Here is a 22,879-nt window from a genome sequence, read left to right on the forward strand (position 1 = left end):
TTCAGTGTGCGGCGGCATAGGCCTGCTCGCCGGCCTCCACCGCCAGGTCCAGCCGGTTCTCCGGCGGCGGCAGCGGACAGGTCGCGAACGGGGTGAACGCGCACGGCGGGTTGTAGGCGCGGTTGAAATCCAGCACCACGCTGCCGTCGGCATTCGGCGCCGGCACGTCCAGGAAGCGCCCGGCCGGATAGCTGCCGCGGCCGCTGGTGCGGTCGGCGAACACCACGAACAGCGGGCGCCCGGGTTCGCCGATCGCTTCCAGGCGGAAACGCTTGCCGTCGCGCTCGAACTCCAGCGCGCCGGCGTTCGGCGATTCGGTGGTGACGCCGATGATGTCGACGATCGGCAGGGTCTTGCCCGGCGCGTTGGGCACGAAGCGGCCGCGGATGCGCCAGGATTCGGCCATCGGCCAATAGTGCAGCCCGGCGAAGCCGAGCCGGGTCGGCGCATCGGCGTGCTTGACCCGCAACGCATAGCGGCCGCCGCGCTCGATCAGGCTCAGCTTGCCCTTGCCGCCATCGAACTCGATCACGCTGGGCGTGGCATCGTGGTCGCTGTACAGGCGGGTGCGCCGCAGCAACGGCTTGCCGTCCAGGCTCAGCGCCGCGGCGGGTTCGGGGGTCAGGAACACCTGGGCGCCCACCCGCGACACCAGCGCCATCCGTGCCGGCCCGACCGCCAGGCGGATACCGCTGCCGGGGCCGCTGCCGATGTAATGCTCCTTCAGTTCCAGCCAGTGCAGGCCGACCAGGCTGGTCCAGCCATCGGCGGCCTGCAGCTCCTGCTTGCGCTGCTCGCGCCAGCGCTGCTCATCGGCCAGGAATGCCTTGTCGGCGACCGCCGGCGCGGCCGGCACCGGTGCCTGCTTGCCGCATGCGCCCACCGCGAGCAGCGCTGCCAGCAGCGCCGCCGCCCTTCCCCGCTTGCCCATCAGCGCCCCCGTAAGAACCAACGATCGATCTCGCCCAGCGTGAAACGGGCCCAGGTCGGACGCCCATGATTGCACTGCCCGGAGCGCTCGGTGGCTTCCATGTCGCGCAGCAGCGCGTTCATTTCCGGCACGGTAAGGCGCCGGTTGGCGCGTACCGCGCCGTGGCAGGCCATCGTCGACAGCAGTTCGTCGCGCGCGCCGGCCACGCGGCGGCTGTGGCCGTGCTCGCGCAGGTCGGTCAGCACGTCGCGCAGCAGGGCTTCGGGTTCGGCCTGGGCCAGCAACGCCGGGATGCTGCGCACATGCAGCGACTGCGGGCCGCTGCGGGTGATCTCGAAGCCGAGCGCGGCCAGCGTTTCCGCCTCGCGCTCGGCGGTGTCGGCATCGCGCTCGCCCACCGCCAGGGTGATCGGCACCAGCAGCGGCTGCGCATGCAGGCCGATGCCGTCGTGCGCGTTCTTCAGCCGCTCGTAGCCGATGCGCTCGTGCGCGGCATGCATGTCCACCACGATCAGGCCTTCGGCGTTCTCGGCCAGGATGTAGATGCCGTGCAGCTGCGCGATGGCATAGCCGAGCGGCGGCACGCCGCTGTCGGGCGAGGTCGGCGGCAGGCCGCCGGCCGCATCCTGGGCCTGCAGCGGCATGCCCGCTGCGGCATCGGCGGTGCCTGCAGGCGCGGCGTACAGCGCGGCGTAGGCGGCCGGCGCCTCGTTGACGCGCAGGCCGAGCGGCGACTGCGCCGGGCGCCATTGCGCGCCGTAGCCCTGGCCGCCGGAGCCACCGCCGCCCGCGTTGCCGGACATCGGCTGCGCGCCGCCGGCGTACGCCAGCGGCGCCGCCTGCGCGGCATCGCCCGCGGTCGGCGTGCTGCCGGCACGGGTCTGCGCCAGCGCGTCCTGCAGCGTGCGATAGACGAAGTCGTGGATCAGCCGCGCATCGCGGAAGCGCACCTCGTGCTTGGCCGGATGCACGTTGACGTCGACCCGCGACGGCTCCAGTTCCAGGAACAGCACATAGGCCGGCTGCCGGCCATGGAACAGCACGTCGCCATAGGCCATCTTCACCGCATGCGCGACGCTGCGGTCGCGCACCGAGCGGCCGTTGACGTACAGGTACTGCTGGTCGGCGCTGGCGCGCGAATAATGCGGCTGCGCGATCCAGCCGTGCAGGCGCAGCCCGGCGCCGCTGTGGTCCACGCGCAGCGCCTGCCGCGCGAAGTCCTCGCCCAGGGTCTCGCCCAGCCGCGCGTCCGAATACAGGTCGCCAGGCTTGTAGCGCCGCGACGGCTTGCCGTTGTGCGACACGCGCAGTTCCACATCCGGGCGCGCCAGCGCCAGCGAGCGCAGCCATTCCTCGATATGGCCGAGTTCGGTGCGCTCGGCGCGCAGGAACTTGCGCCGCGCCGGCACGTTGTAGAACAGCTCGCGCACCTCGACCGTGGTGCCCGGCGCCTGCGCGCGCGGCTGCACCTGCCCGACCTTGCCGCCATCGACCTGCAGCGCGGCGCCATGCTCGTCGCCGGGGCGGCGCGAGGCCAGGGTGAAGCGGCTGACCGAGGCGATCGACGGCAGCGCTTCGCCGCGGAACCCGAGCGTACCGACCGACTCCAGGTCGTCGAGCGAGGCGATCTTGCTGGTCGCGTGCCGCGACACCGCCAGCGGCAGTTCCTCGGGGGGGATGCCGCCGCCATCGTCGCGGATCCGGATCAGGCGCACGCCGCCTTCTTCCAGGTCGATGTCGACGCGGCGCGCGCCGGCATCCAGCGCGTTCTCGACCAGCTCCTTGACCACCGAGGCCGGACGCTCCACCACTTCGCCTGCGGCGATCTGGTTGATCAGGATCTCGGGCAGCTGGCGAATGCTCATGCCGGCTGCCGCCCGCGCTGCGGCGCGCACGCGCCATGCGGGCACAGCGCGATCGCGCCGGATTCGGAAACGGGAGAGCAGAAACGGTTACAGGACATCGGCACGGCTCACGGCGCGGACGCCGCCATCGGGATCAGCCGGCGATGATAGCCGAGCGCCTCAGCGGCTGCCGCCGGCCACGGTGCTGGCCGCTTCCGCCTCGGCCTGCGCGCGCGCGGCGAACAGCGTGCCCGGCGGCGGCTGGCGGGTAAAGAACGTATTGACGCCGTCCAGCACCGCGCCGGCCAGGCGCCGCTGGTAGCCCGGATCGGTCAGCCGGCGCTCTTCGTCGGGATTGGAGATGAAGGCGGTCTCGACCAGCATCGCCGGCATGTCCGAGGTGCGCAGCACCGCGAAGTTGGCGCGTTCCAGCTCCGGCTTGTGGTTGTTGCCGATCCGCTTGAGCCCGCCCAACACATGTCCGGCCGCGTCTTCGGAGGCCTTCATGTGCCCGCTCTGCGCCAGGTCCAGCAACACGCTGGCCAGGGTGCTGTCGGTCTTCTGCAGACGCACGCCACCGACCAGGTCGGCCGCGTTTTCCTTGTCCGCCAGCCAGCGCGCGCGCTGCGAGGAGGCGCCCTTGGTCGAGAGGACATACACCGAAGAGCCGGTCGCGCTGCGGTTCTCGGCGGCGTCGGCGTGGATCGAGATGAAGATGTCGGCCTTCGCCGCGCGCGCCTTCTGCGCGCGCATCGGCAGTGGGATGAACACGTCAGTATCGCGGGTCATGTAGGCCTTCATGCCCGGCGTGGCGTTGATCTGCCGCGCCAGTTCGCGGCCGATCGCCAGGGTCACGTCCTTCTCGCGCTTGCCGGTCGGCCCCATCGCGCCGGGATCCTGACCGCCATGGCCGGGATCGATGGCCACGATCAACGGCCGCATGCCCGGCTTCATCGCCACCCGCGACGGTGCGCTCGGCATCACCGGGCGCGCCTCGGCGGCAGCAGCGGCGGCCACATCGTCGATGCTGGCCGCGTCGGGCCGGTCGGGCGTCGGCGTCGGCGTCGGCGCGACGGCGCCTTGCTGCGCCGGCACGGCGGCGCCGACCGACGCGGATGCGGATGCGGTCGGTGCCATCGAGGTAACGGAAGTCCCTGGAGCAGCGGCCGGTGGTGCCGGCACGACGCCCGGGCGAACCGCCGCGGTCGTCGTCGGTGTCTGTACTGGTGTCGGCGGCGGCGGCGGTGCCGCGCGTTGCACCACCGACGAGGTCAGGGCCGCCGTCGCGCGCGCCGCTTCCAGGCGCGGATCGGGCGTCGGCTTGGGTTCAACCGCCGCCGCGGTGGGCGCCGTGGATGCCGTCGGCGCGGGCGTTGCCGCGCCATTACCGGCATTGGCCACCGGCTTGGCCGACGACGCATCGCCCGGCCATTCGATCACCAGCACCGAACTGCCGGCCACGGTCTGCATCTGCGGCTTGAATGCCACCACCGGGCTGCTCAGGTCGAACACGATGCGCAAGGTACCGGGGACCGGATGACCGGTACGCACGGCCGTGACCACCCCGTTTCCGGCAGGCAGCTTCAGGCCCTGCGCAGCGGAGGATTCGGGCAGATCGACGACCAGCCGGTTGGGGTTGGCCAGGGTCAGCGTGGTGAAGCCACCGCTGCCCTGCAGCCGGATCTCGGCACGCGTGCCGGTGGCGCCATTACCGAGCGAAACCGCCTGGACCTGACCCGCAAACGCCGATTGCGCCGCTAGGCACCAGCCTGCGGCGATGGCGGAACAGGCGAAAAAACGGGTCCCCAGGCGCATGGAGGCGATTCAAGCATCCCGCGCACATAAACACAAGCGGTTTTCCCTTAATAATCCATAACCTGCCTGCACTTCCTAGTGTCAGCCGGCAGAAAAACCCCGCAAGTCATCCCGTTCGGCCATCCGCGACAACCAGGCCGCGCCGACCGCCGTGCCGGCCTGCAGCTGCACGGCGCGCCCCTCGTCGTGCAGCGCCAGGGCCACGACCAGGTCGGCAGGCGGCAGCACATCGCCGCCGCGTTCCGGCCATTCCACCAGCCACAGGGTCGCCGATGCCTCGTCCAACCCCAGGAAATCCAGCTCGCCGGCGGCACCGATGCGATACAGGTCCAGGTGCCAGGCTTCGCCGTCGGGCAACGGATAGCGCTCGACCAATGTGTAGGTCGGACTGCGGATCGCACCCTGCACGCCCAGCGCGCGCAGCAGCGCCCGCGCCAGGGTCGACTTGCCGGCACCGAGATCGCCGCGCAGATGCACCATCGCCTGCGCCGGACGCGTGGCGGCCAGGACCTGGCCGAGGCGCTCGGTGGCGTCGCTGTCTTGCAGATGGAGCCGCATCATCGGTTCGCTTCCGGATTGGCCAGGTGGCGCAGCGCCGGCAGCAGGTCGGACGGCAGCAGGCCGCGCTGGCCGGCGGCGGCGGCGCGATCGCCGGCGGCCGCATGCAGCAACGCACCGACGCTGGCCGCTTCGAAGGCGGCCAGGCCTTGCGCACGCAGCGCCGCGATCACCCCGGTCAACAGATCGCCCATGCCGCCGACCGCCATGCCCGGATTGCCGGCGGCGATGACCCGCGGAACCCGCCCCGGCGCGGCGACGATGCTGCCGGCACCTTTCAGCACCACCACGGCCTGGTAGCGCTCGGCCAGTGCCGCGGCGGCGGCGAAGCGGTCGCGCTGCACCTCGGCGGTGGCGATGCCGAGCAGGCGCCCGGCTTCGCCCGGATGCGGGGTCAACACGGCGTTCGGCAACGCGCGCGGCGCCTGCGCCAGCAGGTTCAGCGCATCGGCGTCGATCACCGACGGCAGCTCCGCCGCCAGCGCCAGCCGCCACAGGCCCTGCGCCCATTCGTCCTGGCCCAGCCCGGGACCCAGCGCGACCACGCTCGCCTTGCGCAGCAATGGGGCCAGCGCGGCGCCGTCCTCGATCGCGTGCGTCATCGCCTCCGGACACCGCGCCAGCAACGGCGCGACATGCGCGTCGCGGGTCGCCACGCTGACCAGGCCGGCACCGCTGCGCAACGCCGATTCGGCGGCGAGCATGACCGCACCGCCGCTGCCGAGGTTGCCGCCGATGCACAGCACATGCCCGGAATCGCCCTTGTGGCTGTCGCGCCGCCGCGGCGCCAGGCGCGCGGCCAGCGCCGCGCCGGTCCAGGCCTGGGCCTGCGCCGCGCAGCCGTCGAATGCGGCGGCCGGCACCTCCAGCGACGCCAACGCGGTGGCGCCGACATGGTTCAGCGCCGCCCCGGTATGCAAGCCGGCATGGGCGACGATGAATTGCACGGTCAGCGTCGCCGGCAATGCCGCGCCCGGCACGGTGCCGTGTTCGGCGTCCACGCCGCTGGGCACGTCCAGCGCCAACACCGGCACACCGAGTCCGGCGAGCGCGCCGAGCAGCGCGGCCAGTTCGGCGTCGGGCGCGCGATTCAGGCCGATCCCGAGCAACGCGTCGACGACCACGTCGGCCTGGTCCAGCGCCGCATCGAACACCTCGATACGGCCGCCGACGCCGATGTAGTCGGTGCAGGCGCGTTGCGCCAACGCCGATTGCGGGCCACGCCCAGGCAGATGCAGCACGCGCACGCGGCGTCCGGCGCAATGCGCCAGCCGCGCCAGCACGTAGCCATCGCCTCCATTGTTGCCGGTGCCGCAGGCCACCAGGATGCGCTGCGCCTGCGGCCAATGCTGCAGCAGCGTCTGCCAGGCGGCCTGGCCGGCACGCTGCATCAGCGTGTAGCCGTCGCCGCCGAGCAAGGCCGTGGCCTGCGCATCGATGCGCCGCGCGGCGGCGGTATCGTAGAGATCGAACGAGTCGGACATGCGCGGGATTCTATACTTGCGCCATGTCCAGCAGCGTCGCCCCCGCCGATCCCCACACCGTTGCCGCGCGCATCCGCGCGCTGGCGCGCGAGTTCGGCTTCCAGCGCTGCGGCATCGCCGGGATCGAGCTGCAGCAGGACGAAGCGCATCTGCGCGACTGGCTGGCGCAAGGCCTGTACGGCACGATGCAATGGATGGCGCAACATGGCGACAAGCGCGCGCGTCCGGCCGAACTGATTCCAGGCACGCTGCGGGTGATCTCGGTCGGCCTGGACTACGGGCGCAACGACGACGATTCGGCCTGGGACACGCTGCACGATGGCGAGCGCGCCTACGTCGCCCGCTACGCGCTGGGCCGCGACTACCACAAGCTGATGCGCAACCGCCTGCAGAAACTGGCCGAGCGCATCCAGGCCGAGATCGGCCCGTTCGGCCATCGCGTCTTCGTCGATTCGGCGCCGGTGCTGGAACGCGCCCTGGCGCGCGACGCCGGCCTGGGCTGGATCGGCAAGCACACCTGCCTGATCGACCGCAACGGCGGCTCCTGGTTCTTCCTCGGCGAGATCTACGTCGACCTGCCGTTGCCGATCGATCCGCCGGCCAGCGCGCACTGCGGCACCTGCACGCGCTGCATCGAGGTGTGCCCGACCCAGGCGATCGTCGCCCCGTACCGGCTGGACGCGCGCCGCTGCATCGCCTATCTGACCATCGAGCACGACGGCGCGATTCCCGAGGAGCTGCGCCCGGCGATCGGCAACCGCATCTTCGGCTGCGACGACTGCCAACTGGTGTGCCCCTGGAACAAGTTCGCCAAGCGCAGCGACGAACCCGACTTCCGCGCCCGCAACGATCTGGACCGGGCCACGCTGGCGCAGCTGTTCGCCTGGGACGAGGACGAGTTCCTGCGCCGCACCGAAGGCAGCGCGATCCGCCGCAGCGGCCACGAGCGCTGGCTGCGCAACCTGGCGGTGGCACTGGGCAATGCGCCGAGCACACCGCAGGTGCTGGCCGCGCTCGGCACGCGCGCGCAGCACGCCTCGCCGCTGGTGCGCGAACACGTGCAGTGGGCGCTGGCGCAGCATGCGGACCGGGCGTCTGCCGGCGAGGTCGCGTTGCCGCGACCGGCCGCTCACGGCGACGTGCGAGGATAGGCGCCCCGCACGCCCACGCAGCGCCCGCATGCCCGATCGCGACGACCAGATCCTCAGCCCCAGCCAGCTCAACACGCTGGCGCGCGACCTGCTGGAAAGCGCGTTCCCGCTGGCCTGGGTGGAAGGCGAGCTGGGCAACGTCACCCGGCCCTCGTCCGGACATCTGTACTTCACCTTGAAGGACGCGCGCGCGCAGGTGCGCTGCGCGATGTTCAAGCCGAAGAGCCAATGGCTGAAGTTCGTTCCGCGCGAAGGCCTGCGCGTGCTCGCGCGCGGCCGGCTGACCCTGTACGAGGCGCGTGGCGACTACCAACTGGTGCTGGATCACCTGGAGGAAGCCGGCGAAGGCGCGTTGCGCCGCGCGTTCGAGGAACTCAAGGCCAGGCTCGCTGCCGAGGGCCTGTTCGCCAGCGAGCGCAAACGCGCCCTGCCCGCCTTCGTGCGCCGCCTGGCGGTGATCACCTCGCCCAGCGGCGCGGCGGTGCGCGACGTACTGAGCGTGCTCGGCCGGCGCCTGCCGCTGCTGGAAGTGGACATCCTGCCGAGCCTGGTGCAGGGCGACAGCGCCGCCGCACAGCTGACCTCGCTGCTGCAGCGCGCCGATGCCAGCGGTCGCTACGACGCGATCCTGCTGACCCGAGGCGGCGGCTCGCTGGAAGACCTGTGGGCGTTCAACGACGAACGCCTGGCGCGGGCGATCGCCGCCGCGGCCACGCCGGTGGTGTCGGCGGTCGGCCACGAGACCGATGTGACCCTGGCCGACTTCGCCGCCGATCTGCGCGCGCCGACGCCATCGGTCGCCGCGGAACTGCTCGCCCCCGACCAGCGCGACCTCGCCGCACGCCTGCGCGGCCAGCACGCGAGGCTGCTGCAGTGGCAGCAGCAGCGCCTGCGCCAGGCGATGCAGCGCGCCGATCGCGCCTCGCTGCGGCTGCAGGCGCAGAGTCCGCAGGCGCAACTGCAAATGCTGAAGCGCCGCCAGCAGGATGCCGCGCGCCGCCTGCTGGCGTTGTGGCGGCAACAGCAGGAACGCCGCGGCGCGCGCCTGCGCCACGCCGCCGCGGTCTTGCGCGCAGCCCAGCCGCAACGGCGCCTGGCCGCCCTGCACGAGCGCCTGCGCGCGCTCGGCAGGCGCCCGCAAGCGGCGATGGCGCGGCAGCTGCAGGCCGACACGCAGCGCCTGCGCGCGCTGGCCCGCGCGCTGGAGACGGTCAGCCCGCTGGCCACGGTGACGCGCGGCTACACGATCCTGACCCGGGTCGACGACGGCACGCTGGTGCGCTCGACCACGCAGGTTGCGCCCGGCGACCGCCTGCGCGCGCGGCTTGCCGACGGCGAGGTGACGCTACGTACAGAATGACTGCGGTACACCTGTCGACCGCTACTCATCGCCAGTGCATTTCCATGTCGCAGCCAGCTTCAAACGAACAACGTATCAAGGCGGTGCTGCAAGGCATGCGCCGCGCCGAGCGCGACAAGGCCGGCCGGCTATCGCGCTCGACCGACACGCTGTCGCTGATCGACGGCGCCAGCTACGGCTCCACCGAGGACGCGCAACGCGTGCTCGACTGGCTCGGGCGCGATGCGGACACGTTGGCAACGTTGCGCAGCGAGCACCTGCTCGATGTCGGCGAGACGATCTGCATCGTCTGCAACGGCTGCGGCGGCGACCGTGCCGCGCTGTCGCAGTGGCTCAACGGCAGCCACGCGCAGCTCGGCGGACAGACGCCGCGGCAACTGCTGCGGGACGGCGCCAGCGCGCGGCTGCTCGATGCGGCCCGCGCCTGCTTCGCCGGCTAGCGGCGCTGCGCCGCTCTTGCGCGCCGACCGGCAGGCCGCTCACTCCAGCGGCGCGACGACCAACAGCGGATCCAAGTCGTAGCCCATCGCCCGCGCCTTGGCCTTGACCTGCTCGAACAGCGCGCGGGGCATCCGCGGCGAACGCGACAGCACCCACAGATACTTGCGATCCGGCTCGCCGATCAGCGCCCACTGGTAATCCGGATCCAGCGCGATCACCCAATAGTCGGCCCAGACCAGCGGCACCCAGGCCAGCCAATCCGGCGCGAACCGTACCTGCAGCCGCCCGGGATGGCCAGCCACCCGCCGCGCCACGCCCTCGGCGGCGAGCATGTCGCCCTTGCCGGTACGGCAGGCGTTGCGCACGCCGATCAGCCCGTCGTCGCGCAGCACGTAGGCCGCGGTGATGTCGGCGACGCATTTCTTCTGGAACGACACCGGCAGGTGCGCGATTTCGTGCCACTGCCCGGCATAGCGGCCGAGATCGAACTCGGCGACCGACGTCACCGGTTGCGCGGCCCGTGCCGGCAGCGCCAGGCACAGCAGGCAGGCCAGCAGCATCGCGAGCGATGGAGAACGCATGCGGACGTTCCTGCAAAAAAGGAGAAGACCAGCCTTATGCAGGAGCGGCGCGGCGATGTAAAGCGCAGCCTTCGTGCAGGCCTGCGACGAACCGCCATTGCGGCAGCATGCCATGACAACACCACAACCGAAGGCGCGCGCCGCGGCGGCAGGCCAGCGCTACGCAAGAAAGCAGTGCACGAATTACGCAGTCCGCGCGACGCGTGGGCGCAGCGCATTCAACACGGCGCTTCGCCTACCCGGCAACTGGCGAAACAGGTGCCGCCCGCTGCGACGAACAGGAACAGAAGCCGCAAACGTGCCACGCCGACGCGCTAGGGCGAAAGGTCGGCCACGGCAAGGTCCTGGCCTTGGCTGCTGTTACTGCATTCCACCGGCTCGCGCAGGATGACTTGCTGGACGACACCGTCGCGCTGCTCCAGGTACACGTTGACCATCACGCACTCGGAGCCGACCTGCTCGATATACGGCGCGGCCGGATCGTGACCGGCCTGATAGGCGGGATCCAGCTTGCTCAACGCCGGCGCGGCGCCGGCGCCACCGGCCACCGCCAATGCAAGGGCCAGTACACATAGCCGCGTCAATTCCTTGTGCATTGGCCCGCTCTCAGATTAACCATGTGCACATGATTACGACATCGGCCCCGCATAGTTGAGCGTTACATCACGGCAAACCTGAGAATTGCCGCACTTGTCTACGAGCGTAAACGCAGTCGCTTCCTCGGGCGATAGCATGAATAGGCCAGCTCCAATGCGGAAGTCGGCACACAATGCGTGTGCTCGCCCGGCCCGTCGCAGGTGCTGGGCATCGCGGGCCCGCGTTCCACCGGCCGGGCGCGCCCTCCCCTGCGAGACACCCGTCATCGCGCCGCGGGACACGACAGCGCAAAGAAAAAGGCCTGCATTTCTGCAAGCCTTTCATGGAATGGTGGCCGAGGACGGAATCGAACCGCCGACACGGGGATTTTCAATCCCCTGCTCTACCAACTGAGCTACTCGGCCACTGCGCAACGCGGCAGGACCGGTGCGGGGACGCGCATCATAGCGATGCGTTCGGGATTGGGCAAGTGCGGCATTTCGGAATTTTCCTACCGAGCGACACGGCCCGCGCCGACTGCGCCGGATTCCGCCGCCGCGCATGCTGAAGGCGTCCTCGGCGCCTGGCCTATGCACGGGCACGGATGCCGCTGGTGATGGTCATAGGCCAGGCCGCCAAGGACACCAAGGCGCTGTCAGATCCGGCGCGTTCGCCGCTGGGTCGACGACGCTGCCGTAGGGCCTCCGATCCCGGTGACCGGCCAGCCCTGCCGCAAAGCTGGCCGCGGACGCCTTCGCCCGGAAGCCGCGAACGCCGCCGACCTGCAGCCCCGCAAGGCGGTGCAGCCGATGACGCGCCGCGGTGGCACTGGAGCGGCGCCGCACCCGAGCGTGTCGAAGCACCCGAGCGCGTCGAAGCGCCGGACAGCGGAGCGCCGAAGCACTGGGCAACGACAGCAACGCCGGGCTGGAGACGGCGTGGCTTCCAGAGAAACCGCGCCACCAAGGTGCGCGCGGCTGGCGGCTCGCTGCAGGCGACGCGCGACGGTGGCCCGGCGCTCGCCACGCCGGGTCCCTGGGCGCCGTAGTATTCTTCGCCGGTCTTCACGTCCTGGAATCGGTCATGCGTCAGCGGCTTCGCTTCGGCTTGCTCGTGTTGTGCACTGCGCTGCTGGCCGCCTGCGGCGACGGCATGGTGCGGCGCGTGTCCGACCCCGCGGCCAGCCTGCAGCAGCTCACCGTCAACATGGACGGCAGCTGGAAGGTGGAGTTGCGCCTGCAGAACTACAGCAGCATCCCGATGCGTTACGACGGCGTACGCCTGGACCTGGGCGTGGGCGGCGAAGCCGCGGGGACCTTGCAGCTCGCACCCGGCATCTCGATCGGGCCGGAAACGGCGGACGTGGTCAGCGTCGCGCTGCGCCCGAGTTCGGCCGCGCGCATCGCCGTCGCCGATGCCCTGGCCGGCCGCCGCAGCCTCGACTACACCCTCAAGGGCAGCATCGACGCCACCCCGGAAGAGAAGAAGCAGCGTACGTTCGAGATCGATACGCGCAATATGCTCACCCCCGCGCCCGGACTGGACGGCGTCCTGCGCTAGCCGCATCCCGCCGCGCCACCGCGGCGCGGTCCCGCCCTCACTTCTTGCGCCCGCTGTGAGCTAGGGGCAGCGACGCCGTGCCGGTCGATCGGCGCTTCAGCCAGCCCCCCCGCAACCGCTGCGCTGGCAGGCCCGCCATTGCCCGGGCCGCTTCGCGACCGCTTCCGTCGCCTTATATCCCGACCCAAGAGCGCCGTCCCGCCGAGCACGCGTTCAGCTGCCATTACCGCGCATTTAATACACAAATGTAATATATACATATGTACCAAATGCCTAGCCAGCCATGAGCCGCTTCACCGCCACCGAGCAGCGCCTGGACGTCACCGGCCAGAAGCATCCGGGGTTCCCTCGCGACGCGGCCGCGGTGGTGCGCCTGATCAAGCTGCTGCACAAGCTGATCCTGGATCAGGGCAACGACATGCTGCGCGCCTACGGCCTGAACTACTCCGAATACAACGTGCTGATGATGATCGACGCCAGCCCGGACGGGACCTTGAACCCGTCGCAGCTGAGCGACGCGGCCAGCGAGAAGTCGGCCAACATCACCCGCCTGACCAGCCACCTGGTCGACAAGGGCCTGATCCAGCGCACCCCCAGCGCCGAGGACCGGCGCATGTTGCTGCTGCGCCTGACCGCCGAGGGCGAGCGCCTGATCCAGGCATTCATGCCCGACGTGTTCGCGCAACTGCGCGGGTACACGCAGCACCTGGAGAGCGCCGAACTGGCGCAGCTGGAAACCTTGCTGAAGCAATTGCTGCGCAGCGTGGAAGGCGACGCATGAGCGCGCGCGGGACCGATGTCGCAGCCAACGCAGCCGCCGCCCCGCCGCGGTTGCGCGCCGTGTTCGCCGACGCCCTGCGCGGCGAAGGCGAGGCCTGGCTGTTCGTGCTGCGCACGCTGCTGTCGATCTATCTGGCCGGCTGGATCGCGCTGCGCCTGGACCTGTCCTCGCCGATGACCGCGATGATCACCGTGGTGGTGGTGATGCACCGGCAGACCGGCATGGTGTTCGCGAAAGGCTTCTACCGCGTGCTGGGCACGCTGATCGGCAGCGTCGCCGCGCTGGCGATGGTGGCGCTGTTCCCGCAGGAACCGGTGCTGTTCGTGCTGGTGCTGGCGATCTGGATCGGCCTGTGCACCGGCGGCGCGCTGCTGTACCGCAACTTCAAGGCGTACGCGTTCGTGCTGTCCGGCTACACCGTGGCGCTGATCGCGCTGCCGGCGGTGAACCAGCCGCAGAACGTGTTCGCGCTGGTCACCGCGCGCGTCACCGAGGTGCTGCTGGGGCTGCTGGTGACCGGCGTGATCAGCGACGTGGTGTTCCCCAGCCGCTTGCGCCAGACCCTGCGCGACACGGTGCGCCGCGCCTACGACGGCTTCCTGGATTTCGTCCGCGACGCCACCGGCGGCCAGCTGTCGCGCGCGTCGATGGAACAGGCGCACCTGCGCTTCGTCCGCGACGCGGTGGAGATCGAGGACCTGCGCAGCTCGGTGGTGTTCGAGGACCCGGAGGCGCGCGTGCGCAGCGGCCGCCTGCGCCTGCTCAACCAGCGCTTCATGGCGGTGTCCACCAGCTTCCAGTCGCTGCATCACTACATCAACCGCCTGCTGCGCCAGGCCGAAGGCGATGTCGCCGAAGCGCTGATCGGCCTGTACCGGCCGCTGAAAGCCGCGCTGAGCGAACGCGGCGGCCGCGAACGCACCGTCGAGACCGCGCGCCGGCTGGCCGAATGCCGCGACGCGCTGGCGCCGCGTGCCGCCGCAGTGCGCGACACCCTGCCGAGCGCGCGCCACGAAGATTTCGACACCGGCGTGTCGCTGCTGCGGCGCTTCTTCGGCGAGCTGCACGACTACGTCGCCGCAGAGGCCGCGCTGGTCGCCCCGCAGCAGTGGCGCACGCCGCAAGCCGGCGGCGACACCGCCGTGTTCCTGCGCGGCAACGACTACGCGGCCGCCGCGCTGACCGCGCTGCGCAGCGCGCTGCTGGTGGCGGCGATGTGCTGGCTATGGATCCAGGCCGGCTGGATCAGCGGCGCCACCGCGGTGTTCCAGGCGGTGGCGTTGAGCGCGATCCTGTCGTCCAGCGCCAACGCGCCGGCGGCGGCGCGCTCGCTGTTCAAGGGCTTCGTGTTCGGCGCCGCGCTGGGCGCGGTCTGCCAGTTGCTGGTGCTGCCGCAGATGGATGGCTACGGCCTGTTCGTCGCCGGCACCGCGCCGTTCCTGCTGCTGACCCTGTACCTGGCCTCCAAGCCGGCGCTGTTCGGCTTCGCCACCGGCACCAATCTGGCCTTCGTCTCGATCCTGGCGGTGCAGCCGACGCCGAGTTTCAATGCCGTCACTACCTTCAACAGCGTGGTGCCGCTGCTGCTGGGCACGCTGGCGGTGAGCGTGGCGTTCGTGTTCGTGCCGCCGGTGATCGGCACGCGCTGGCATCGCCAGCGCCTGCTGGAACAGCTGCGCCGGCAGACCACACTGGCCGCACGCGCGCCGCTGCCCGGCCTGCACCTGCGCCTGGAAAGCGTCAACCGCGACCTGTTCCAGCAGATCGTCGCGCATACCCCGCCGGGCAGCGACGAGCTGCGCGACCTGTTGGGCTGGGCGCTGTCGGTGCACGAGACCGGGCGCACCCTGGTCGAGCTGCGCCGCGACGCGGCCGACGGCGACCTGCCGCACGCGCTGGCCACCGATGTGGACGCTGCGGTGCAGTCACTGGCCGAGCTGTACCTGGCGCCTTCGCCCGAACGCCATCGGCTGGCCCTGCAGCGCATCGATGCGGCGCTGGCGGCGAGCCGTCTCGACGGCGCGGTGCCGCTGCGCTGGAAGCGCACCCGCGAACACCTGCACCTGCTGCGTGGCGCACTGCTCGATGCCGACTCGGTGCTCGCCGCCCTCGCTGCCGGGCATGCGCCCGCCCCGACCTCGCCAGGAGCCGCCGATGGCGCTGCCCGCTGAAATCTCGATCGCCGGCGTGTACGTGCCCGGCCTGCTGGTGCTGGCGGTGGCGCTGCTGTTCGCCGCCTGGGCGGTGGATGCGCTCGCCGGCCGCGCCGGGCTGTACCGCTACGCCTGGCATCCGCCGCTGTTCCGTCTGGCCCTGTACGTCGGCGTGTTCGCCGCGCTCGGCCTGCTCCTTTTGCCGTGAGTCCCGCCATGAAGACATCCGCCCTGATCCGTTTCGCCCTGACCGCCGCGATCGTGCTGATCGCCGCCCTGCTCGCGCACGCGCTGTGGCGGCACTACATGCTGTCGCCGTGGACCCGCGACGGCCGCGTGCGTGCGGAGGTGGTGCGCATCGCCCCGGACGTGTCCGGCCTGGTCGATGCGGTCGCGGTGGCCGACAACCAGCACGTCGAGCGCGGCGACGTCTTGTTCAGCGTCGACCGCCGGCGCTTCGAGCTGGCCCTGGCGCAGGCCCGCGCCGATCTGGCCGCGGCGCAGGCGCAGGCGCGCTCGGCCGGCGCCAGCATCTCCGCCGCAGCCGCCAGCCAGGCCGCCAGCGAGGCCGAATTCCAGATGCGCCGCGCGCAGGCCGAACGCCGCGCCCGCGCCGCGTCGGTGATCTCGGCCGAGGCCCGTTCCGATGCCGAGGCCACCGCGCGCTCGGCGCAGGCCGACGTGCACCGCACCGCCGCCGTGCGCGGCCAGGCCAGCGCCGCACAGGCGCAGGCGCTGGCGGCGGTGGCGCAGGCGCAGGCCGCGGTCGATCTGGCCGAACTGGACCTGCAACGCACCCAGGTGCGCGCCACCGCCGACGGCTACGTCACCAACCTGGACGTGCGCGTCGGCGACTACGCCCAGGCCGGCAGCGCGCGGCTGGCGCTGGTACGCGACGACGCGATGTGGATCTACGGCTACTTCGAGGAAACCAAGCTGCCGCGGGTGCACGTCGGCGACCGCGCCGATATCCGCCTGATGAGCGGCGGAGTGATGCTGCACGGCAAGGTCGAAGGCATCGCCCGCGGCATCGCCGACAGCGACAACCCGACCAGCGCCTCGCTGCTCGCCGACGTCAGCCCCACCTTCAACTGGATCCGCCTGGCGCAGCGGGTGCCGGTACGGGTGCGCATCGATCCGGCCAGCGTGCCGCCGAACACGGTCCTGGCGGCCGGCATGACGGCGACGGTCACGGTGCATGGGGAGCCGTGATTCGGGATTCGGGATTGGGGATTGGGGATTCGTAAAAGCGACAGCCGGTTCCGATCTTCCGCCGCGCGACGGCCGTTACGAATCCCGAATCCCCCATCCCGAATCCCCGCCCCACATCCATACGCCGTAGTATCCTGCGCACCTCGGCCGCGCCGCGGCCTCTGTTCGAGCGACCGCATGAGCACCTACCAAGCCCCGCTGACCGACCTGCGCTTCGCGCTGCACGACGTGCTGCAGGTGGAAGCGCTGTTCGCCCGCCTCGGCTATGCCGAGGCCACCACCGACGTGGTCGATGCCGTGCTGGAGGAAGCCGCGCGCTTCACCGGCAGCGTCCTGGCGCCGCTGAACCGGGTCGGCGACGAACACGGCTGCACGCTGGACGCGGCTACCGGCGCGGTCACCACCGCACCGGGCTTTCGCGAGGCCTACCGGCAGTTCGCCGAAGGCGGCTGGACCGGCCTGACCGCGGCCACAGAGTTCGGCGGCCAGGGCCTGCCGCATACCCTGGGCGTGCCGCTCAACGAGATGGTCAACGCCGCCAACCTGGCCTGGGGCAACTTCCCGCTGCTGTCGCATGGCGCGGTCGAGGCGCTGAAGCAGCACGGCGAGGCCTGGCAGCAGGAGGTGTTCCTGAAGCCGCTGGTGGATGGCCGCTGGACCGGCACCATGTGCCTGACCGAGCCGCACTGCGGCACCGACCTGGGCCTGCTCAAGACCCGCGCCGAACCCAATGCCGACGGCAGCTGGTCGGTCAGCGGCACCAAGATCTTCATCACCGCCGGCGAGCACGACTTCACCGACAACATCGTGCACCTGGTGCTGGCGCGGCTGCCGGATGCGCCGGCCGGGGCCAAGGGCATCTCGCTGCTGGTGGTGCCCAAGTTCAAGGTCGCTCGCGACGGCAGCGTCGGCGCGCGCAACGCGGTGCGTTGCGGCTCGCTGGAACACAAGATGGGCATCCACGGCTCGGCCACCTGCGTGATGAACTTCGACGGCGCCGAAGGTTACTTGGTCGGTCAGCCGCACAAGGGCCTGCAGGCCATGTTTACGATGATGAACACGGCGCGGCTGGGCGTCGGCCTGCAGGGTATCGGCCTGTCCGAGCGCGCTTACCAGAACGCCCTGCGCTATGCGCGCGAACGCCTGCAGTCGCGTTCGCTGACCGGCGCCAAGCTGCCGGACAAGCCGGCCGACCCGATCCTGGTGCATCCGGACGTGCGCCGCATGCTGCTGACGGTGAAGGCGCTGACCGAAGGCAGCCGCCTGCTGGCGCTGCACGCCGCGACCCTGATCGATATCGCCCACCATGCGCAGGACCCGGCCGAGCGCGAGCAGGCCGACGTGCTGGTCAGTTTCCTGACCCCGATCTCCAAGGCCTGCCAGACCGAATGGGGCGTGGAGAACACCTATCACGCGCTGCAGTGCTTCGGCGGCCACGGCTACATCCACGAGCACGGCATGGAACAGCTGGCGCGCGACGCCCGCATCACCACGCTGTACGAAGGCACCACCGGCATCCAGGCGCTGGACCTGATCGGGCGCAAGACCGCGTCCAGCCAGGGCGCGGGGCTGAAGCTGTTCCTGGCGCAGATCGAGGCCTTCCTCGCCGAGCATGCCGAGAATCCGGCCGTGGCCGAGTTCGTCGGCCCGCTGCGCGAGAAGGCCGGCGAATGGGCAGCGCTGACCAAGCGCATCCTGCAGCGCGCCGCCGGCAACGCCGACGAGCTGGGCGCGGCCAGCTACGACTACGTGTTCTATTCCGGCTACGTGGTGCTGGCCTACTGGTGGGCGCGCAGCGTCGCCGCCGCGGATGCATCGGCGCAGAGCGAAGCGTTCAAGCAGTCCAAGCGCGAGACCGCGCGTTTCTACTACGCCAAGCTCCTGCCGCGCACGCTGACCCACGCCGCGGTGATCGAGGCCGGTGCCGAACCGCTGATGGCGATGGCCGACGCGCACTTCTGAGCAAGGTGCGCTGCGCGACCGGCGGCGCACTGCGCCGGTCGCGCAGATCCGTCCCGCTTCGATACACAAATCGTCAACAATCGGGTATAAGCTGTTTTCCCGATGGAGACAGACACAACAACGCTTGGTCTGATCGATACCGGAGCCTTCGCCGCTTCGGCCGGCGACGCGTCGTTTTCGTCGCCCCCTACCCACCTGCCTTCGGTGCGCCTGCTGTCGCTGGACGCGCATGGCCGGGTGCTGGACTGGATCAACTGGCAATCGGCCGCCTGCCTGTATGCGCGCGGCGCGGTGGCCTGGACCCTCGGCGAGCCGTGCATGCACATCCATGGCGGCATGTCGCGCGCCAGCGGCGAGCGCAGCGTGCTGCACCTGCATCCGATCATCGCCGCGCGCGGCCATGCCCGCTCGCGCGCGCTCGATCCCACGCCCACCTTGACCAATACCGCGCTGTTCGCCCGCGACGCGCAGCTGTGCCTGTACTGCGGCCAGCAGTTCAGCCGCCCGCAACTGACCCGCGACCACGTGCTGCCGGTCTCCAAGGGCGGCCGCGACACCTGGGAGAACGTGGTCACCGCGTGTTTCCACTGCAACTCGCGCAAGGGCAACCGCACCCCGCAGCAGGCGTCGATGCCGCTGCTGGCCGTCCCGTACCGGCCGAGCTGGATCGAGCACCTGATCCTGTCCAACCGCAACATCCTCGCCGACCAGATGTCGTTCCTGAAGGCGCAGTTGCCCAAGCGTTCCAAGCTGTCGGTCTGACCGCCAGGCCGGCGCGCAACGCGCCGCGCACTGCGACGGATTGCCGCACCTCCCTGCCAGCGTGGCCTGCGCCCGTGCGCAACTGAACGGGTTGCTTGCCCGTGCCCGGAATGGGGAGGAAAATGGACGGTCCGCTGAACCCTAATCCCGATGATCGATCCCACCCGCTATCCGCGCCTCGCGCGCATCCAGATCCCCGCCGAACTGCGCCGCTTCGAGGAGTCGGAGCTGCCGGCGATCGCGGAGGAACTGCGCGCCTACCTGATCGAGTGCGTCGGCAAGAGCGGCGGCCATTTCGGCGCCGGCCTGGGCGTGATCGAACTCACCGTGGCCCTGCACTATCTCTACGACACCCCGGTCGATCGATTGGTGTGGGATGTCGGCCACCAGACCTATCCGCACAAGATCCTGACCGGACGTCGCGACGAGATCCATTCGGTCAAGCAGGCCGGCGGCGTGGCGCCGTTTCCCAAGCGCGAGGAAAGCGAGTACGACACCTTCGGCGTCGGCCATTCCTCCACCTCGATCTCCGCGGCGCTGGGCATGGCCATCGCGCTGCAGCGCGCCGGCGACGAGCGCAAGGTGGTGGCGGTGATCGGCGACGGCGCGATGACCGCCGGCATGGCCTACGAGGCCTTGAACCACGCCGGCGGCATGGACCCGGAACCGAACCTGCTGGTGATCCTCAACGACAACCGCATGTCGATCTCCGAAGCGGTCGGCGGGGTCACCAAGATGCTCGGCCGGATGAGCGGCAGCAAGACCCTCAATGCGATCCGCGAAGGCGGCAAGAAGATACTCGGCGACAAGAAGAGCAACCCCACCGCGCGTTTCGTGCGCCGCTGGGAGGAGCATTGGAAGGGCATGTTCGTGCCCTCCACGCTGTTCGAGGAGATGGGCTTCCACTACACCGGGCCGATCGACGGCCACGACCTGCCGGCGCTGATCGGTGCGCTGAAGACGCTGCAGACGCTCAAGGGTCCGCAGCTGCTGCACGTGATCACCACCAAGGGCAAGGGCTACGAACTGGCCGAGGGCGACCAGATCGGCTACCACGCGGTCGGCCCGTTCGATCCCAGCAAGGGCCTGGTGTCCAAGCCGGGCGCCAAGGCGCCGACCTACACCGACGTGTTCGGCGACTGGATCTGCGACATGGCCGCCGCCGAACCGACGCTGCTGGCGATCACCCCGGCGATGCGCGAGGGCTCGGGCCTGGTGCGCTTCAGCAAGGAATACCCGCAGCGCTACTTCGACGTGGCGATCGCCGAGCAGCATGCGGTGACGCTGGCGGCGGGCATGGCCACGCAGGGCGCCAAGCCGGTGGTGGCGATCTACTCGACCTTCCTGCAGCGCGGCTACGACCAGCTGGTGCACGACGTGGCGGTGCAGCAGCTCGACGTGTTGTTCGCGATCGACCGCGGCGGCGTGGTCGGCCCGGACGGCGCCACCCATGCCGGCAACCTGGACCTGAGCTTCCTGCGCTGCGTGCCGCATCTGGTGGTGATGGCCCCGGCCGACGAGGCCGAGTGCCGGCAGATGCTCAGCACCGGCCTGCAGCACGCCGGTCCGGCCGCGGTGCGCTATCCGCGTGGCACCGGTCCCGGCGTGGCGCCCGGCACGGCGCTGGACACGCTGCCGATCGGCAAGGCGCAGGTCCGCGCGAACGGCGCCACGCTGGCGCTGCTGGCGTTCGGCGCGACCGTGGCGGCGGCCGAACAGGTCGGCCGCGAGCTCGGCCTGAGCGTGGTCAACATGCGCTTCGTCAAACCGCTGGACCGCGCGCTGCTGCTCGAGCTGGCGCGCAGCCACGACGGCTTCGTGACCATCGAGGACAACGTGGTGGCCGGCGGCGCCGGTTCCGGCGTGGCCGAGCTGCTCAATGCCGAAGGCGTGCTGCGCCCGGTGCTGCACCTGGGCCTGCCCGACGCATTCCAGCACCACGCCAGCCGCGAGCAGTTGCTGGCCGAAGCCGGGATCGACGCCGCCGGCATCCGCGCGGCGATCCTGGCGCGCTGGCCGCAGCTGGCGACCGGCGCCAACGCAGCGCGTACCGCGGCCAGGTAGGCAGCGCGTCGCACCTCACCCGCTCAAGGCGCGATCACCTCGTAACCGCGTGCGCGCAGCCGGTCCAGCGGACCGTCTGCCTCCTGCAGGCCCTGCATCGACAGCACCGCGAAGCTGGAGCGGTTCTGCGCCAGCGCCCGCTCCGCCGTTTCCAGCCACTTGCCCAGCGCGCGCTGGCGCACATCGCCCAGGCCCAGCTTGCGCGCGATCGCCGCCTCGCCGACCGCGTCCATGCACACCCGGTACTGATCGTTGCCCGGCAGCTTGCCGAGCGCGTCGAGATCGCCCTCGGACCAGGCATTGGCGCGCTGCCGCATCGTTTCCAGGTCGCCCTGGATGACCTGCAGCGTGCGCGCGAAGCAGTTGCGGTCGTTCAGCGCCGTCGCGCGGAATTCCTGCAGCGCGCGCTTGGCGTCGGGCACCTTCACTTCCACCACCACCGGCACGATCGGCACTTTGGCGCGCTTAGCCGCGCGCTCGATCACCGGCGCAGTGACGCTGGCCATGCTCAGCCCGGACTTGCGCATCGCCGCTTCGTACAGCTCCTGCGCGGCGAACACCGGCCGCCACGTTTCCACGCTGGCGTCGCGGCCCAGGTAGCGCGCCTTCAGCGGCAGCCATTGCGCGTACAGGTCGGCCGGCAGTACCTGCTGCAGGGTCTGGCCGTCCGGGTTGCGCCGCGCCTTCAGCAGCGACGGCAGCAACAGCAGGCTGCGGAACACGCCCAGGTTCGAGGACAGCGACAGCGTCGGCGCCGCGATGACCTGCTGCGACTGGCTGATCACCCGCTCCACCTCGCCCGACGCCCACTGCATGCGCTTGGGCAACGGCGACACCGTGCCCAGGATCCACAGCACGTGGTCGCCGCGCCGCACCTGCCACAGTCCGGGACCGGGCTGCTGGCCGGTCACCAGCACCGCCTCCAGATCGACCACCGGCGCGGCGGCCGGCGCCGCCGGCGATACCGCCGGATGCGCGGCGGCCAGGCCCGCGAACGCCAGCAGCATTGCCGCACACACGCCTCTCACCGCACTCGTCCAGGGCATCGCGACACTCTCCAGGAATTCGGACCGACGCCGAAGATCCAGCGCTTCGCGACGATATCAGCCCGACAGCTTGGGCAGGTACGCGGCCAGCGGATCGGTGACGGGCAGCAGCTGGAAGCGCTCCCACAGGAACCCCGGCGCCACCACGCAGCGCACCAGGCTGTAGTCGTCCAGCGGCCGCGCCGCCTGCCAGCTGCCGGCCGGGATCACCACCGACGGCAGGCCGCCGCGTTCGCTGGCGTCCATCCGGTAGCGCTGCAGGCCATGCTGCGGATCGAAGCTCAGCAATTCCAGTGCGCCGCCCTCCTCCCATTGCCAGGTTTCGTCGGCATCGATCCGGTGCCAATCGCTGCACTCGCCGCGCACCAGCAGGAAGCGGATCGCGGTGCAGGCCGGACGCGTGACGCCCTCGTGCTGGACCTGCAGTGCGGAGGTATGTACGCGCGCATAGCGCCCGCCCTCCGGGTGCGGCAGCAGCGACAGGTCGCGCACCAAGGTGGCGATACGAGTGGACGATTTCGTAGACATGGCTCAGTTTAGGGCCTGTCGGCCGGCTTGGGCTAGACCACCGACGCGGGCCGCCCTGGCGGTTGATGGG

At 70.7% G+C, this 22,879-nt stretch carries 20 protein-coding genes and 1 tRNA gene; 11 read left to right on the top strand and 10 right to left on the bottom strand.

Going from position 1 to position 22,879, the window contains the following annotated elements:
* Position 1 precedes the first annotated feature (1 nt).
* From HDC36_RS06170 to HDC36_RS06190, 5 genes are all read right to left on the bottom strand, one after another.
* Positions 2 to 931 (bottom strand): DUF1684 domain-containing protein, encoded by a 930-nt coding sequence (locus HDC36_RS06170; protein WP_179565317.1) that lies wholly within the window; start codon positions 929 to 931, stop codon positions 2 to 4.
* The gene (mutL, locus tag HDC36_RS06175; protein WP_179565319.1) at positions 931 to 2,796 is read right to left on the bottom strand and encodes a DNA mismatch repair endonuclease MutL; all 1,866 of its coding nucleotides are present in this window, start codon (positions 2,794 to 2,796) and stop codon (positions 931 to 933) included. Before mutL ends, HDC36_RS06170 begins: the two co-directional genes overlap by 1 nt.
* 159 nt (positions 2,797 to 2,955) lie before the next feature.
* A complete protein-coding gene (locus HDC36_RS06180; protein ID WP_179565321.1) occupies positions 2,956 to 4,590 on the bottom strand; it encodes an N-acetylmuramoyl-L-alanine amidase in 1,635 nt (544 codons plus the stop codon).
* 81 nt (positions 4,591 to 4,671) lie between these two features.
* Positions 4,672 to 5,151 carry a tRNA (adenosine(37)-N6)-threonylcarbamoyltransferase complex ATPase subunit type 1 TsaE gene (gene tsaE, locus HDC36_RS06185; protein WP_179565323.1) on the bottom strand — a complete coding sequence of 160 codons (480 nt, stop codon included), beginning with the start codon at positions 5,149 to 5,151 and terminating at the stop codon, positions 4,672 to 4,674.
* Positions 5,148 to 6,632 carry an NAD(P)H-hydrate dehydratase gene (locus HDC36_RS06190; protein WP_179565325.1) on the bottom strand — a complete coding sequence of 495 codons (1,485 nt, stop codon included), beginning with the start codon at positions 6,630 to 6,632 and terminating at the stop codon, positions 5,148 to 5,150. The genes tsaE and HDC36_RS06190 overlap by 4 nt, the downstream gene beginning before the upstream one ends.
* Positions 6,633 to 6,655: 23 nt before the next feature.
* Here HDC36_RS06190 and queG point away from each other — a divergent pair, with 23 nt between their 5' ends.
* The 3 genes from queG to HDC36_RS06205 are packed head-to-tail and all read left to right on the top strand — an operon-like array spanning position 6,656 to position 9,583.
* Positions 6,656 to 7,783: a tRNA epoxyqueuosine(34) reductase QueG gene (queG, locus tag HDC36_RS06195; RefSeq protein WP_179565327.1), complete on the top strand. Its 1,128-nt coding sequence runs from the start codon at positions 6,656 to 6,658 to the stop codon at positions 7,781 to 7,783.
* Between the two features lie 28 nt (positions 7,784 to 7,811).
* The gene (gene xseA / locus HDC36_RS06200; RefSeq protein ID WP_179565328.1) at positions 7,812 to 9,143 is read left to right on the top strand and encodes an exodeoxyribonuclease VII large subunit; all 1,332 of its coding nucleotides are present in this window, start codon (positions 7,812 to 7,814) and stop codon (positions 9,141 to 9,143) included.
* Between the two features lie 44 nt (positions 9,144 to 9,187).
* Positions 9,188 to 9,583: an antitoxin Xre/MbcA/ParS toxin-binding domain-containing protein gene (locus HDC36_RS06205; protein ID WP_179565330.1), complete on the top strand. Its 396-nt coding sequence runs from the start codon at positions 9,188 to 9,190 to the stop codon at positions 9,581 to 9,583.
* 39 nt (positions 9,584 to 9,622) lie between these two features.
* Here the strand turns inward: HDC36_RS06205 and HDC36_RS06210 are convergent, their stop codons facing one another.
* The 3 genes from HDC36_RS06210 to HDC36_RS06220 form a co-directional block, all read right to left on the bottom strand.
* Entirely contained in the window at positions 9,623 to 10,165 is a 543-nt protein-coding gene (locus HDC36_RS06210; RefSeq protein WP_179565332.1) for a lipocalin family protein, read from the bottom strand.
* A 314-nt stretch (positions 10,166 to 10,479) separates the two neighbouring features.
* Complete coding sequence (locus HDC36_RS06215) at positions 10,480 to 10,761, bottom strand: hypothetical protein (RefSeq protein ID WP_241092830.1); 282 nt, start codon at positions 10,759 to 10,761, stop codon at positions 10,480 to 10,482.
* Between the two features lie 329 nt (positions 10,762 to 11,090).
* Positions 11,091 to 11,166, bottom strand: a tRNA-Phe gene (locus HDC36_RS06220).
* Positions 11,167 to 11,824: 658 nt separating this feature from the next.
* Here HDC36_RS06220 and HDC36_RS06225 point away from each other — a divergent pair.
* The 8 genes from HDC36_RS06225 to dxs all read left to right on the top strand — a co-directional run bounded on the left by HDC36_RS06225 (position 11,825) and on the right by dxs (position 21,235).
* On the top strand, positions 11,825 to 12,301 hold the full coding sequence (locus HDC36_RS06225) for an LEA type 2 family protein (RefSeq protein ID WP_179565334.1): 477 nt from the start codon (positions 11,825 to 11,827) through the stop codon (positions 12,299 to 12,301).
* Between the two features lie 283 nt (positions 12,302 to 12,584).
* Positions 12,585 to 13,082: a MarR family transcriptional regulator gene (locus HDC36_RS06230; RefSeq protein ID WP_179565336.1), complete on the top strand. Its 498-nt coding sequence runs from the start codon at positions 12,585 to 12,587 to the stop codon at positions 13,080 to 13,082.
* The gene (locus tag HDC36_RS06235; RefSeq protein ID WP_179565338.1) at positions 13,079 to 15,253 is read left to right on the top strand and encodes an FUSC family protein; all 2,175 of its coding nucleotides are present in this window, start codon (positions 13,079 to 13,081) and stop codon (positions 15,251 to 15,253) included. The genes HDC36_RS06230 and HDC36_RS06235 overlap by 4 nt, the downstream gene beginning before the upstream one ends.
* Complete coding sequence (locus HDC36_RS06240; protein ID WP_179565340.1) at positions 15,237 to 15,443, top strand: DUF1656 domain-containing protein; 207 nt, start codon at positions 15,237 to 15,239, stop codon at positions 15,441 to 15,443. The genes HDC36_RS06235 and HDC36_RS06240 overlap by 17 nt, the downstream gene beginning before the upstream one ends.
* A gap of 8 nt (positions 15,444 to 15,451) precedes the next feature.
* Positions 15,452 to 16,447 carry an HlyD family secretion protein gene (locus tag HDC36_RS06245; RefSeq protein WP_179565341.1) on the top strand — a complete coding sequence of 332 codons (996 nt, stop codon included), beginning with the start codon at positions 15,452 to 15,454 and terminating at the stop codon, positions 16,445 to 16,447.
* A 177-nt stretch (positions 16,448 to 16,624) separates the two neighbouring features.
* The gene (locus HDC36_RS06250; protein WP_179565343.1) at positions 16,625 to 18,409 is read left to right on the top strand and encodes an acyl-CoA dehydrogenase C-terminal domain-containing protein; all 1,785 of its coding nucleotides are present in this window, start codon (positions 16,625 to 16,627) and stop codon (positions 18,407 to 18,409) included.
* Between the two features lie 102 nt (positions 18,410 to 18,511).
* The gene (locus tag HDC36_RS06255; protein ID WP_179565345.1) at positions 18,512 to 19,171 is read left to right on the top strand and encodes an HNH endonuclease; all 660 of its coding nucleotides are present in this window, start codon (positions 18,512 to 18,514) and stop codon (positions 19,169 to 19,171) included.
* 150 nt (positions 19,172 to 19,321) lie between these two features.
* Positions 19,322 to 21,235, top strand: coding sequence for a 1-deoxy-D-xylulose-5-phosphate synthase (gene dxs / locus HDC36_RS06260; protein WP_179565347.1), 1,914 nt, complete (start codon positions 19,322 to 19,324; stop codon positions 21,233 to 21,235).
* 23 nt (positions 21,236 to 21,258) lie between these two features.
* On the opposite strand, the gene HDC36_RS06265 is transcribed toward dxs, so the two are convergent.
* Positions 21,259 to 22,281: a TraB/GumN family protein gene (locus HDC36_RS06265; RefSeq protein WP_179565349.1), complete on the bottom strand. Its 1,023-nt coding sequence runs from the start codon at positions 22,279 to 22,281 to the stop codon at positions 21,259 to 21,261.
* Between the two features lie 57 nt (positions 22,282 to 22,338).
* Positions 22,339 to 22,809: a cupin domain-containing protein gene (locus HDC36_RS06270; RefSeq protein ID WP_179565351.1), complete on the bottom strand. Its 471-nt coding sequence runs from the start codon at positions 22,807 to 22,809 to the stop codon at positions 22,339 to 22,341.
* Between the last annotated feature and the right edge of the window lie 70 nt (positions 22,810 to 22,879).

The sequence above is a fragment of the Xanthomonas sp. JAI131 genome, from assembly GCF_013410075.1.
GTDB lineage: Bacteria > Pseudomonadota > Gammaproteobacteria > Xanthomonadales > Xanthomonadaceae > Xanthomonas_A > Xanthomonas_A bonasiae.

Excerpts from the sequence above, each read along its gene's own strand:
- HDC36_RS06170 (WP_179565317.1), bottom strand. The coding sequence starts at position 931 with ATGGGCAAGCGGGGAAGGGCGGCGGCGCTGCTGGCAGCGCTGCTCGCG.
- mutL (WP_179565319.1), bottom strand. The coding sequence starts at position 2,796 with ATGAGCATTCGCCAGCTGCCCGAGATCCTGATCAACCAGATCGCCGCA.
- HDC36_RS06180 (WP_179565321.1), bottom strand. The coding sequence starts at position 4,590 with ATGCGCCTGGGGACCCGTTTTTTCGCCTGTTCCGCCATCGCCGCAGGC.
- tsaE (WP_179565323.1), bottom strand. The coding sequence starts at position 5,151 with ATGATGCGGCTCCATCTGCAAGACAGCGACGCCACCGAGCGCCTCGGC.
- HDC36_RS06190 (WP_179565325.1), bottom strand. The coding sequence starts at position 6,632 with ATGTCCGACTCGTTCGATCTCTACGATACCGCCGCCGCGCGGCGCATC.
- queG (WP_179565327.1), top strand. The coding sequence starts at position 6,656 with ATGTCCAGCAGCGTCGCCCCCGCCGATCCCCACACCGTTGCCGCGCGC.
- xseA (WP_179565328.1), top strand. The coding sequence starts at position 7,812 with ATGCCCGATCGCGACGACCAGATCCTCAGCCCCAGCCAGCTCAACACG.
- HDC36_RS06205 (WP_179565330.1), top strand. The coding sequence starts at position 9,188 with ATGTCGCAGCCAGCTTCAAACGAACAACGTATCAAGGCGGTGCTGCAA.
- HDC36_RS06210 (WP_179565332.1), bottom strand. The coding sequence starts at position 10,165 with ATGCGTTCTCCATCGCTCGCGATGCTGCTGGCCTGCCTGCTGTGCCTG.
- HDC36_RS06215 (WP_241092830.1), bottom strand. The coding sequence starts at position 10,761 with ATGCACAAGGAATTGACGCGGCTATGTGTACTGGCCCTTGCATTGGCG.
- HDC36_RS06225 (WP_179565334.1), top strand. The coding sequence starts at position 11,825 with ATGCGTCAGCGGCTTCGCTTCGGCTTGCTCGTGTTGTGCACTGCGCTG.
- HDC36_RS06230 (WP_179565336.1), top strand. The coding sequence starts at position 12,585 with ATGAGCCGCTTCACCGCCACCGAGCAGCGCCTGGACGTCACCGGCCAG.
- HDC36_RS06235 (WP_179565338.1), top strand. The coding sequence starts at position 13,079 with ATGAGCGCGCGCGGGACCGATGTCGCAGCCAACGCAGCCGCCGCCCCG.
- HDC36_RS06240 (WP_179565340.1), top strand. The coding sequence starts at position 15,237 with ATGGCGCTGCCCGCTGAAATCTCGATCGCCGGCGTGTACGTGCCCGGC.
- HDC36_RS06245 (WP_179565341.1), top strand. The coding sequence starts at position 15,452 with ATGAAGACATCCGCCCTGATCCGTTTCGCCCTGACCGCCGCGATCGTG.
- HDC36_RS06250 (WP_179565343.1), top strand. The coding sequence starts at position 16,625 with ATGAGCACCTACCAAGCCCCGCTGACCGACCTGCGCTTCGCGCTGCAC.
- HDC36_RS06255 (WP_179565345.1), top strand. The coding sequence starts at position 18,512 with ATGGAGACAGACACAACAACGCTTGGTCTGATCGATACCGGAGCCTTC.
- dxs (WP_179565347.1), top strand. The coding sequence starts at position 19,322 with ATGATCGATCCCACCCGCTATCCGCGCCTCGCGCGCATCCAGATCCCC.
- HDC36_RS06265 (WP_179565349.1), bottom strand. The coding sequence starts at position 22,281 with ATGCCCTGGACGAGTGCGGTGAGAGGCGTGTGTGCGGCAATGCTGCTG.
- HDC36_RS06270 (WP_179565351.1), bottom strand. The coding sequence starts at position 22,809 with ATGTCTACGAAATCGTCCACTCGTATCGCCACCTTGGTGCGCGACCTG.